Source organism: Amycolatopsis circi, from assembly GCF_003385235.1.
Lineage (GTDB): Bacteria > Actinomycetota > Actinomycetes > Mycobacteriales > Pseudonocardiaceae > Amycolatopsis > Amycolatopsis circi.
Map to the genome: position 1 here is coordinate 1 of NZ_PQIA01000065.1, position 12,628 is coordinate 12,628.

At 72.4% G+C, this 12,628-nt stretch carries 6 protein-coding genes; 2 read left to right on the top strand and 4 right to left on the bottom strand.

The window, feature by feature from the left end:
• Positions 1-189 (bottom strand): hypothetical protein (locus D0D37_RS47490; RefSeq protein ID WP_208720144.1); only part of this gene is annotated, 189 nt, incomplete at its 3' end.
• Between D0D37_RS47490 and D0D37_RS25450 the strand changes: the two genes are divergently transcribed.
• On the top strand, positions 184-7,077 hold the full coding sequence (locus tag D0D37_RS25450; protein ID WP_208720145.1) for a toxin glutamine deamidase domain-containing protein: 6,894 nt from the start codon (positions 184-186) through the stop codon (positions 7,075-7,077). The genes D0D37_RS47490 and D0D37_RS25450 overlap by 6 nt on opposite strands.
• A complete protein-coding gene (locus D0D37_RS25455; protein WP_244223669.1) occupies positions 7,074-9,209 on the top strand; it encodes a YrhB domain-containing protein in 2,136 nt (711 codons plus the stop codon). Before D0D37_RS25450 ends, D0D37_RS25455 begins: the two co-directional genes overlap by 4 nt.
• 104 nt (positions 9,210-9,313) lie before the next feature.
• On the opposite strand, the gene D0D37_RS25460 is transcribed toward D0D37_RS25455, so the two are convergent.
• The 3 genes from D0D37_RS25460 to eccD are packed head-to-tail and all read right to left on the bottom strand — an operon-like array spanning position 9,314 to position 12,606.
• The gene (locus tag D0D37_RS25460) at positions 9,314-9,745 is read right to left on the bottom strand and encodes a hypothetical protein (protein WP_116203089.1); all 432 of its coding nucleotides are present in this window, start codon (positions 9,743-9,745) and stop codon (positions 9,314-9,316) included.
• Between the two features lie 39 nt (positions 9,746-9,784).
• Entirely contained in the window at positions 9,785-11,221 is a 1,437-nt protein-coding gene (gene eccB / locus D0D37_RS25465) for a type VII secretion protein EccB (RefSeq protein ID WP_116203090.1), read from the bottom strand.
• 5 nt (positions 11,222-11,226) lie between these two features.
• Positions 11,227-12,606 carry a type VII secretion integral membrane protein EccD gene (eccD, locus tag D0D37_RS25470; RefSeq protein WP_116203091.1) on the bottom strand — a complete coding sequence of 460 codons (1,380 nt, stop codon included), beginning with the start codon at positions 12,604-12,606 and terminating at the stop codon, positions 11,227-11,229.
• Positions 12,607-12,628 lie beyond the last annotated feature (22 nt).

Consider the following 12,628-nt stretch of genomic DNA (forward strand, 5'->3'; position numbering starts at 1 on the left):
GTCCAACCCAGCGCCGATCAGCTCCACGCCGTCCAACCCGCAGCGGAAGCAGCAGCAGCGCCGCCCCTCACCGGCGCCATCGAGATCCACACTCCGCTCAGCACGATCCCCGCCGCCCGGCAGCGTCCGGCCGCCGAGGACATTGCCCGCCGGATGCTGCCCGCCGCGGCAGTCGCAGCCGGTGTGCACGTTCTGGACAACGGCCCGTTCCCCCGCCCGTCGGACGACACCGTGTTCCTCGACCAGTCCGGGACCGTGTTCGCCTTCCAGGTCATCCCGACCCCGAACCTCGGGTACTCCCCGCGGAACCCGATCACCTTCCAGGTCTTCCGGGAGCCCACGCCGGGGCAGCCGCTGCCGCTGGTCGTCCTGCGGCTTCCCGACTGGCTGGCCCCGGACCTGGCCGTCCTCCCGATGGCCCACGCGATGGCCGCCGGTGCGGCACTGCTCGCGGCGCACCGGCGCGGCGACCCGGTTTCCCTTCCCGAGCAGCACTTCTGGCACGACCGATTCCCCGGCACCGCACCGAGGCCGACACCGACCGACCTCGGCTACGTCGCTCAGGTCGCCGCGCTCGGCGCGGAACTCGACCGGGACAGAACGCGGCGGCGCGACCGGCGGCGGATGCGCGAACACCTCTCGCGGCTGCTGTCCTGCCTCGGCATGGCCGCAGACGATCCGCACGCCAGCGCCCGACTCTCCGCGCTGGGCGCGCACAGCGTCCGCACGGAAGGCATCGACCGCGCGCTGACCGTGGCTGACCGATACCGTCCGGCCGAGGCGGTCGAGGGCTACCGCGTCACCCACTGGCCCGTCGCAGATCCCGCCGCCGAAATCGGCCATCGCCTTCCGGTGGACACCCCGGCGCGCCGCTTCGACCATCCCGCGGCGGTCGAAGCGGCGATCCGCGCGCAGGTCGGGAAGGCCGCCGAACGGACCGGCATCCTGCTGGTTCCCGCCGGCCCCGGCCTCCGCTACGACGTGTTCCACGACGGCCGCCACCTCTTCACCGCGGCGTTCCACGTGCTGCCCCGCACGACGCTCGAATCGACTGGGCTTTCCGTGCACCCCGGCACCCGGGTGCTCTCGAGTTACCTCCCGGCCCGGCTCCGGCCGCAGGACGTCGAGGAGATCGTCCGCGCGGCGTTCGCCTTCGGCACGCGCTACTTCCGCACCGCGACCTGCGATCCGGGAACGTTCCGCCCGGACACCGACGCGGACCGGCTGCCGGAAGGCCCTGCGGACCGCGCGCTGGAGGCCCGGCTCGAGGTGCTGGGAGACCGGATCACCACGACTCCGGCCTGGCGTCCGCGGCACCGGCGGCAGCTGATCTCTCAGTTGCGCAGCCTGCTCGAACACGCGGGGCTCGAAAAGCAACTGCCGGGCTACGCCTACCGCGTCGCCGCGCTCGGCGCCCATGCGCGCGCCGTCGTGGACACCTTCGCCGTGGAGCGGAAGGACACCGCTTACCCGACCACAGCGTTCACCGTCGCGACCACAATCGTGTTCGAGCAGCCCGCCACCGTGGCGATGACTGTCGCGCTTTCGATCTCCGGTTTCGCGAACGGGCACCCGGGAAACGGCATCGGCTACCTCGTGTACGGCGCGGCGTCCGCGGTGCTGGGCGCGGCGATGACCCGCCGCTACGACATCGCCAGCGACAAACAGGCCGCGCTCAAGAAGAAGTACGACGAGATCCGCGCGAACGCCGACCGCGGCCGAGATCAGCACGAACTGGTCAACAGCTGGCACGAAGCGAACTTCGGCACCCCGCTGCTGAGCACCGGCGTGCCTGCCCCGGCGCAGCTCGAAAGCGACGCGCCGGACATCGCCCTGCCGCTGCGCACCCGGATCGTCCGGTTCAGCACTCCGCCGCTGGTCGCGCTGGGAACCGCCGCCGCGGTCGGGTTCCCGCTGGACATCGCGACCGGCTCGTTCTTCGCGCTCGTGGCGACCGGGGTGGGCACGGCGGTGTTCCGGCCGCTCGCCGAGGGCTACACCCGTCGGCGGCGCAAGGGCGCCGAGCTGGCGGCGCACGACGCGATCCGGCGCGAACTCCACGAGTACGACCTCGAAGACGCGAAAGAGCTGTACCGGCAGCTGGTGCACGCCCGCGCCGCGATCGAAGGCTTGCTGGCCGACGGCGTGATCCCCGGCTCCGCGCTCGCCGAGCTGACCCCGGTTCCGGCCGAACGCGCCACGGCGGATTTCGCCGAGCACGTCACGGGTTCGAAGCTGATGGACGCCGTGGCGAGCTTCCTCCCCTATCTGCCCGACCTGTACAAGATCACCCACCCGACCCTCCAGCCGCTCAAGGCCCTGCTCGACCACTTCACCCCGCTGGAAATCCTCGCCGCCGTGGACCTCGCCAAGCTCGGGGTCGCGGGCTGGATCTCCGCCCTTGCGGACAACCACCTCGCGGTGGGCGAGGTCAACAACAAGCTCGCCCGGATCGCGATGCGCATGCGCGCCGAACGGGAAACCCAGCTGCCGGTGAAAATCCGGGACCGGGACCTGCTGTTGCGAGACCTGGTGGGCGAGGCGCTTGCCGCGGTGGGAACCGCGCGGCCGGGCGCGAGGTCGTCCACAGTGGAGCGAGCACTCGCGGAAATACGTTCGAAACCGCCGCTGCTGCCCAAACCGGTGTCCCGCGAGGCCGCTGTTTCCCGGCTGCGGTACGCGGCGGTCATCACCGCCAGATCGGTCACCGTGGGCGGATTCACGGTCGGGTTGAGCGTGCTCGCCGGGGTGCCTGCCACGTCCGTGTGGGGTGCCGTCGCGGCGGCGGTCGCCGGGCTGCTCGCGGTCGTCGGCAAGCCGTACTACCGGATCCGCGAGATCCTGACCGACGACCGGGCAGGCACTCCCGTCGAGCAGCAAAGCGATCGCGACGCGGTCGCCAACGGACACGTGCTCCGGCTCCTGTTCGAAACCGCCGGGCGGGAGCAAGGCGAGCAGCCGAGGCTCCCTGCTGTGACGCCGCTTTCCGAATTCGAGCCGCTCACTTTCACCGACGAAAGCCTCCGATCCGGCGAATGGGCGACGGAACTCCGGGAGAAGTTGGACGCCCTGGACCTGGCGGTCGAGAACGAACTGGGGCACTGGGGTTTCCGTCCGACGCTGGAGCGCCGCCAGGCCTTGCTGCGCGACGAACTGCCCCGCCTTTCCGCCCGGGCAAGGGCGCAGCTGACCCAGTACGAAGGCAGCGAGCACGGCTTCCTCGCCAACCACCTGGACGCGACACTCCGGGAGTACTTGCGCACCGGCGAAGGCGACTTCGCCACGCACGTAACGCAGGTGCTGCAGCAGCACGAAACCGCCGACGCGGAACTGCTCCACGGGCTGATTTCCGTTGTACGGCAGTACGCAGGAACTGGAAACCTCGCCGCACGGCTGGGAGACCTGGTACGAGAGCACGACCGCGGCCGCCAGCTCGTCAACCGGGTGACGGAGCTCCTGAACTCGCGCCCCCGGGACGAGGAAATCGCCGCGCACGTGGAGCTTTTGGTGCACTGGCACGACAACAGCGGTGACGGCCAGCTCGCCCGGCAGGCCCGCGACCTGCTGCGCCAGCCCGAGCGGCTCTCCGGCGAGCTGCGCCGGCTGCTGCTGCCGTTCGAGCACGAACGCACGCGAGCAGCCCGGCTCGCCGTCGCCGCGATCCGGGAACTCAACGAACTCCTCGGCGAGTACCAGGCCGCCAGCGATCCGATGCGCTTCACCCGCCTCGAGCCCCCCGCCGCCGAGCTTCCCGAACCGGATTACCGAAGCCCCGGGCAGCTGCTCGCGGACCGTCTCGCGGACCGGCCGGACCCCGTGCGGACGGTGCTGGGACTGCGCTTCCTCGCCGACGTCGTGCCCGAAGGCTGGGCAACCCGGGCCCGCGCTTGGAGCGCCGAACAGCTCGCCGAGGCGAGGAAAGCGGTGGAACTGGCGATCTGGTCCGGGAAGAAGAACGGGAAGTACACGCTGCCCGCGGTCACCGCCGACACCGCGCCCGCCGCCGTGCTCGAAGCGTTGCTGCGCGAAGAAGTCCCGCTGCTGCGGGAGGTCAACCCGAACTACCGCTCGGCCCGCCTCGACCGCTACCGGTACCGGTCGAACTGCGTCTCCGCCACGAGCGCGCTCTTCCACCGGATGGCGGGGTGGGACACCACCGCGGTGCCCGCGGGGCCGGAGCCGGAAACGCTGGCCGCGCTCTGGCAGCGGCTCGGCGGGACGTGGGAAGCGCACGGCAGCGAGTACGACCGGCTCATCGCCGCGCTCACCGGCCGCAAGGGGCTCGTGGCCGCGGTCGCCGTGCGCTCGCTCGGCGACGACGGCACGCTCGCCCGGCACGTGAGCGCGGTGATCGTCAGCGAACGGACCGGAGTGCCGATCTTCGCCGACCCGATGACCGGATCCGCCACCAAACTGCCTGCCCGAGCGCTGGAGATCCACCTGCTCCCGGTCGATCTCGCCGCGTTGCGGTCGACGGAACCGGTCGTCTCGCCGCCCGCCGGGCTCGACCGCGTGCGGCCGGAAGAGCGGACCGAGGGCTACCACGGGAAACGGCTGCGCGCGGTCTACGACGTGCTGCGGCAATCACCGCAGTTCGCGGGGAAGAACCTCCCGCCGCTGCCCGCCGAACAGCAGAGCCCGCCGGTTCATGTCCTGACGCATCCGGTGTTCCGGCTCTGGCGGCGATCCCCGCTCGCGCGGGCGACCCGGACGCACTCCCTCCCCGCGATCGACGCCGGCACCGTGTCGAAGTCGCAGGCGGCCCGCTTCGTGCGGGAGGCACAGCCTGGCTACGACCGGCCGGACCCGAACGCCTACGGCGCCGCGTGGCATCCGGACGGGCGAGTGGACCAGGGCTATCTGGCGTACTGGTTCGGCGGATTCTGGTTCCACAGCCACGATTCCTACGACAGCGTGATCATCGCGATGGCGGAACGGCCGCTCGGCGCGAGAGCTCTCCTGCACATCGTCACGACGGACCGCTACGACAACGAATACCACCAGCTCGGCTGGGTCGCCCACGGCCGCTACGGCATCGCGTTCTTCGACCGGCTGGAAGGCAAGCTGCTGCGCCTGCCCGAGTATCCGGCCCGGCTGGCCTTGCTGCCGTTCACCGACGCCTTCCTGCCCTGGCCTGACGCGCCGCCGGAGTACCAGCCCGCGGCGGGCAAGCTGTACGTGCCGGACCCCCCGCCACCGAGCCCGGGCGTCGACCTGCGGCGTCCCTACCGCGAGCCGCGAGCGACCCCCGCACCCGGTCCGATGTGGACACCGGGGCACCGGGACCTCGCCCGGGACCCGCTTTCGTCCGGTGTGGACGAAGGGCGCGGCGTCAAGTTTTCGATGCCCGGACCACGCCGTCCGCTCCGGCCTCCGATGCGCCAGGCGCCGCATCCGGCCGGACCGCCTTCGGACGCGGCGAAACCGGCGCGTTACGGCCCGTACCACCGGCTGGAAAGCCGCAGCCAATCCCCGGAAACGGCGAAACTGATCGAAGAATCGAACGAGGTCTGGGGCAGGACGCCCCGGCACGGCAGCAATCCGGCGGTACAGGCGTGGAACGGCCCGTTGCCGCCGAACCGGCGCGGGGTCGAGTTCTACACCGACGTCAAGCCGCACTTCTACGGCAGCAAGGCGTCCGGGCTGCGGGAATGGCGGGCGGCACAGGGGATCCACGCAGACGACGAGTTCGCGAAGCTGGATGTCGTGGTCACCAAGAACACTCAGGTCGAGGCCGCCCCGGAACCGGCGGAGAACGTCATCCTCGCCGAAGCGGTGGCGGAGGTCGAAGCCCGCGGCCCGGAGGCGATCCTGCGCGAGGACGCTCTCGCCCCGCCGCCCCGGCCGCTCGAACCGGCTCCGGCCCAGGCCCAGACGCTCGACTCGATCCGCGAGAACGTCAGCGATCCCGTCCCGGCGAGGACACCCGTCGCCGATCTCGTCCATTGGCTGGCCGGGGAAACCGGCGGCACCGCCGGACCCGGCTCCGTCCGGTTCGACCGGGTCTCCTGGATCTACCAGGCATTGGAGGTGCTGCGGCGGGACGGCCCGGCCCGGATCACCGGCGTCGAGGACGGATTCGCCGCTCCCGACCCCACCGGACACCGCGAGATCCGGATTTCCCTCCGCCTGCCCGACGGGTGCCCGGCCGAACTCCGGCTCGGGCTGACCGCGATCGAAGACGTGGCCGGGACCGTGCGTGCGCTCGGCAATTTCGCCCGTGCCGTCGAGGAAACCCAGCCGAGCACCCCGCATGACGAGGCTGTCGCGGCAGTCCTGCGCCGGCGGCAGCGCGAACTCTTCGAACAAGCCCTGCGCCGCGGCCTCCCCGCGCCGCCTGCCGACTCGGAGTCCTTTGTGGACCCGGACGAAGCAGCGCTGGTCGCCGCCGAGATGGTCGGCCACGCCGAGTTCGGCGACAATCTCGCCAGCGCCAACGAAACCCACTGGCTGACCTACGCCGACGGGTCGCAAGCCGTCTACAAGCCCGCCTCGGGCGAGTCCCGCTCGCTCGCCGTGCCGATTCCCCACGGCGGGCAAGGCTTCCGTGAGAACGCGATGTACCGGCTGGCCCGAGCCGTCGGGTCGAACGTCGTGCCGGTCACCGCGCACATCGACGGCCCGCGCGGCCCCGGTTCCGCGCAGCGCCGGATCGAGGGCCTCTCCCCCGCGCTCGACGTCTCGGCCTACCCGCTCGCGCAGCAGCAGGAAATGGCGTACCTGGGCTATGTCGGGGCCAGTTCCGACTGCAAGGCGCTGTCCAAGGACGGCAACGTCGTCGCAATCGACAACGGGCAGAATTTCCCGGACTACGCCGACGATCTCATCGGGATCAACTCGCCGTTCGTCGCGGCCTGGCTGAACCGGCCGCTCGACGCCGAGGTGCTGGCCCGCATCCGGGCGATCGATCCCGGATGGCTGGTGCGGATGCTCCGCGCGAGCGGGATGAGCGAGTACGCGGCCGACGAGGCCCGGGACCGGCACGAGGAAGTCCAACGACTCGGCCGGATCGGCGGACAACAGTGGACCGGCCGCATCTGGAACGGCCGCGACGGAATGGCGAGGGACTACCGGTGACACACGAAGGAGCGGCGTTGGAAGCCTCGGAAGCGGCGGCCATGGTCGACCAGTGGCTGCGCACCGGCACGCCGGTCGATCTCACCGCTGGCGAGCATGCCGTGCGCGTCGACCGCGAGCACGTGCTCCGGGTGCCGGAGGGCTGGTACGTCCCCTACGACTCGGCCCGCGCGCTGGACACCGGCGACTGGCTGGCGTCCCTGGTCCCGCAGCCCGCGCTCGTGGTGCGCGAGGACGGCGCGCTCCGGCAGCCCGACCTCAGCCCCGAGGGGCGGCTGCCGAGTTCGCCGGTCGCGGCGGGCGGCGAGAGCGACTGGCGCGAAGTCCTGGAACCCGAGTTCGAACGCAGCGGCGTCGCCTGCCTCGGCGTACCGCTGGAAGCCGTCCTCGCCTGGCGTGAATACGTCGACGGCGCGCCGACCGGCGAGATCCGGATCAACCCCGAATACCGGCAGGGACCGGAACGACTCGGGTACCCGCCCGCGGACACGCCGCTGGAGTACCTGCTCGGCTGCGCCGGAACCGGCCGCTACGACCGGCCCCGCTACCTGGCCGGGCTGCTCGGCGCCGAGATCCTCGTGCCGCTCGATCCAGACCGCGGGCTGCCGCTGGAGCAGCAGTGGGAGGACGAACGGACGATCCTGCGGGTGTACAGCTCCCGGCGCAGGCTGCCGGTCGGCACGGCGCAGTGGCTCCGCGCCGACGTGCTGTCGATCCTCGAAGACTTCCCCGGCGCCGGCCTGCTGATCAACCCGGGATCGTTCCCGGCCGACCGGCTCGCCGCCGCGGAATTGGCGCAGGCGCGCAGCGAATGGCCGCAGTTGCGACCGGCGCCGCGGGTCGTGGAGGTCTCGCCCGAGCATTCGGTGCGGGTGACCGGGACTGCCCGGCTGGTCGGCGAGAGGTTCGGGCTGACGGAGCCGCTCGCCGGACTGTCCGAGGCAGCGGCGAAGGCCCGGGCGGCGGGGTTCGAACTGTCCGAAGTGGAGTGTGAACGGTTCGTCGTCGGCCGGGCGTGGGAACGGCACAACGGCGTGGGCCCCGGCGACCTCGACGCGCCGCCGGGAGAGGAGTGGCCCGAGGACCTCGCCGCCAACGGCCTGACCGCCGGTTACGACTCTCTCGGCCGCGTCCGCCCGCACGCCACGGGTTCGGGCAAGTTCTTCCGGCAGGACGCGGACGGCGTCGGCTTCCAGTGGCATCGCATCGCCGGGGCGTTCGTCGGGTTCGCGCTCGGGGAATCGCTCGGTGCGTCCGTGGACCGGTCGCCCGTCTCCGAGATCGACGAGGAACCGGCACGGATCGGCCCGCTCGGTCCGCTGACCGCGCAGCTGCTGTTCCACACCGACGGCCTGCTGCGCGGGCTGCCTGACTTGCGCGAGACTGGCGCACGTGCCCGACGTCGTTGGCAGGAAACGGAAATCGAGGACGGCTGGCTCACGCGGGTCGAGGAGTTGCGTTCCCGGGTGCCCGCCGATCCGGATGACGTCAGCTTTCTCGTCCCGGGCCTGGCCGCCGCGCTGTGCGGAGGCGGGCCGGACACCGACGAACGCACCGCGGCCGAAGCGGGCCGTCTGCTCGCCGCCGGCGCCGGTGCCGACGAGCCTGCCGCCGACGCGGCCGCGGCGATCGCCGAACTGTTCGCCCGGCTGTTCCGGCGCGCCGACCCGGTCTTGCCGCCGCATGTGCACGTCGAACAGATGCTGGCCGCGGGGTCGGTGTCCGGCCCGGTCGCCGACGCGTTGGCCTACGCCGCCCGGGCACGGGTCGAGCTGGTCCGGGCCGACCACGAGGAACTGGACGCGCTCGGCTCCGGGCACACCGCCGCGGACGCGGTCGGCCGGAGCATGACAGCGGTCTTCCGGCGATTCTTCGACCCGCGCTGGACTTTGGTGTCGGCGATCCGCCACTCCGGCCGCAGTGCGATCACCGGTGCCCTGGCCGGTGCGGCCCTCGGGGCGCGGTACGGGATGCCCGGGCTGCCCGCCGAGTGGCTGGACCGGCTTGAGCCGCGCGACCTGGCGGAAACCGTTGCGGGCGACGCGTTCTGGCATTTCTCCGCGCACCCGCCGCAGGCCGATCCCCGGTACGCGGCGCAGTGGGAAGCCCGCTATCCGAGGGAAAACCTCTGAACCGGTGCCCTGATCTCGGCAGCGGCGGCGTACGGCGGGTTCGCAAACGTCCGTGAGGGCCGCCTTGAGGGAAACAGATTCCGCCAAGGCGGCCCTCACGGACGTCAGCCTCGCGTGCCGGGCCCCGCCGACTTGATCGCCGAGCCGTCGAGCGCCGCCGGGCCGAGCAGGTAGCGGGTACCGCTCCACCGGTCGCAGGTCACCAGCGGCAGAGCGGGGTCGTCCTCACCGGTCTGCGGATCGGGACGGCCTGATCCGCAGGTGAGGCTCCCGAGCGTCCGCTGCTGCACCGCGGGGTCAGTGCTCTGCCGATCCTGCGAGCTCGGCGGTGTGCCGGTGGACGCGGTCTCCGCCGAAGCGAGCACGGGCCGGAACCGCAATTCCTTGGCCGGGCTGGACGCCCGCACCAGGTCGAGGAACGTCGAGGAACTGGCGGGCTGCGAGCCCGAACCGCATCCGGCCAGTCCGAGAAGCGCGATCCCGAGCACGGCCGTCCGCGAAATCCGCTGTCTGGCACGACGTTCCGGCATCACCACCCCCAGGCTCCGTGATCGCTGCCGCGCCAGCATAGGCCGTCACCCAGCCACGGTGGGCCGCATCGCCGAGGCGGAATCGAGACCGGGTCCTTCCGGCAGCCGGGCCACGAGCCCGCCGGGCAGCCGCACCGGCGCGGCGGACGGGTAGCCGAGCGTCTTCGCGACATCCGGCTTTGCCAGCGGATAGCGCCTGCCCAGGTCGGTGACCAGGGTGAGCGTGCCGGACCCGGCCTGCGCGGACGGCATCGCCTCCACCAGTACCGCGGAGCCCGGCGGCACGTAGACGCGGTCGGCCAGCGGAGTCCCTGCGGCGGATCGGCCGGCGGTGGACAGCAGCTGGTTTTCCGGCGGCAGTTCCGGGCCGACGATCAGCTGCGGCGCGCTCGCACCGGGTGCGTAGACCGCGCACAGCGTCGCGTCCTGATCGGACAGCCGGGCGAGCTGCGGACGAGCGGCCGGCGCGGCGTCCGCGGTAGCGGGGACCGGGTCCAGTTGGCGCGCTGCGGCTGCCTCGGCCGGGGCGAGCGGGAGCGCGCGGGGCTGCGCGCCGGAGTAAGCGGCGCGCGCCAGCTGAGCATCGGCCAGCTCGATTTGGTACTGCAGCTCGGTAATCGGGCGAAGCGCGTCCGGTTCGGCGGCGTAGTACTGCTGCCCGCCGCCCGCGGTGTGCACGACGAGCAGCGAGCCGGCCACGACGTCGGACCGCCCGGGCACGGCGGTGGACGGACGGCCGGCCTGCGCAGTCGGGAGCGGCCCGATCGGCGCGCCCTCGGGCACGACGTCCAGCCAGGCCTGCCCCGCCCGAGCCCACGACGCGGCGGTCAGCGCGAGCACGGTGCCGACTGTGCCGTACTCGGTGATCTTGTGCCGGTAGCCGTGCCAGAGCAGGTAGCGGTCTCCGGTGGACACGAGTTGCACCGGCAGCGCGGCGTCCGACAGTCCGATCCCGCCGCCCGGTTCGGCCCCGGCGAGCAGGACCGATTCCTGGATCGCGCTCCCGGCCGTGTCGCGGGCCGGAGTCGAGCACAGCGACCACGATCCGGTCCGCAGGCGCTCCGGGCCGGGCAGCGCGTCGGGCGCGTCCGGGATCCCGATCCGCGGCCCGCGCGGCACTCCGGCCAGCGAATTGCCGGACACCGTCTCGGTCGCCGCGTGCTGACCGAGCGCCAGCAGGGCGGAGGTGTAGTTCGCGACCGGGTACAGCCTGCCGTTCTGGAAGACGTACCGCGTGCCGGTCTCCTTCTCCACGATCACCGCGGCCTGGCCGCGCCAGGAATCGTTGCCGCCGGGCACGATCATCCCGTAGACGCCGACGCACGCCAGCGACACGATCGCCAGCGCGAGGCCGGCGAACGCAGCCGCGCCGGAGCGGCGGAACGGAGGCTGTTCGGGGTCGGTCTCCCGGGTGACCAGCGCCGAAATCGCCCGCTGGACGAGGAATTGGTAAGCCTGGAGCTGATCGCGTTTCGACGCCACGGCCCTCAGCCTCCTAGTCCGCGCACGTAGCCGTACAGCCCGAGCACCCAGCACGCGATCGGTACCAGCGAGCACACCAGAAGGATCTCGGAGTACTCGGCGAACCGGCCGAGATACGGGTTCGGCGCGCGAGTGCTGAACAGGAGCCCTGCCGCGACGACGACCGCCGCGACCACGAGCAGGATCGCGCCTGAGGACACCAGCGGGATCGCCGGCCCGGAGCCCAGTCCGGTCGCCAGTGCCGCGGCCCCGGCCATTCCTGTCGCCAGCAACGGGCTCCGTTGCCGCAGCGTCGGATACAGCCGAGCCCGCACCAGGAATCCGGCAGAGACCACCGCGACCATCGTCACCGAAGCGGCGCTGCCGTCGTGCACGAGCAGCATTTCACAGCACACCACCACCGCTGCCGCGCCGGCCAGCATGCCGGTGAGCAGGCCGTCCGCGCGCGCCACCGCGGCGTGCACCCGGTCGATCGGCGGCTGCGGATCGTCGCGGACCAGGTCAGCGGTCGACCGCGGCAGCACCGGCATCGGCACCTTGCCGAGCCGCAGCGCGAGCGGAGCGAACACAATGGACAGTGCCAGCAGTCCGGCGGCGAGTGCGGCCGCTGCCTGGTATGCCGCGAAATCGCCGCTCGCGCCGACGAAACCTCCGATCACGGCGAAGAATCCGGCGGTGGCCGCACCCGCGAACCACGACTGGGCGGCGGCGACTCCGAGGTAGCCCGCCACGGCCGCCAGTGTCAGCGTCACTCCTGCGAGCATCACCTGCCCCGGCGCGAGGTCGGTCAACGCGTGCGTCCCGGCGGGCAGCAACCCGCCGCCGAGGAACGCGAACGGCAAGGCGACGGCAGCGAGTACCGCGCCTGCCCCGGCGTCTCCCGCCGCGCGGGCGAGCACGACGCCCGCGACCAGCAGCAGTCCGGCGACCGCGAGCGCCCAGATCGCCGGACCGGTCCACGGCGCACCCGCGCGCAGCACGGTGACCAGTCCTAACAGGACAGCCGCGCCGCCCGCGGCCAGGCCAGCCGTGCGCGTGTGCCGCGGGCCCCACGCCCGGCCGAGCCCGCTCGAGCCGGTCGCGATCGCGTCCACCACGTCGTCGTACTCCGGTTCCGGCCAGTCGGCCCTGGCCGGCAGCAGATGCAGCACCTCGCCGTCGCGCACCCGGTGCCCGGCGAGCGTGCGGCCGAGATCGAACCTCGCCCCGTCGGGACGGCGCAGCTGCCAGCCGCCGCCCGCCGCGCCGTCGTCGGCGAGCCCCTCGCCCGCGCGGGCGAGCAGGCCCGGCAGCAGCTCCGCGACACTCGCGTGCTCGGGGAGCGCCATGTCGATCCGTCGTTTCGGGGCGGCGATCGTGACTCTGATCAAGCCGGCTGTCTGCATGCGCCCACCTTCTCCCGGGAAC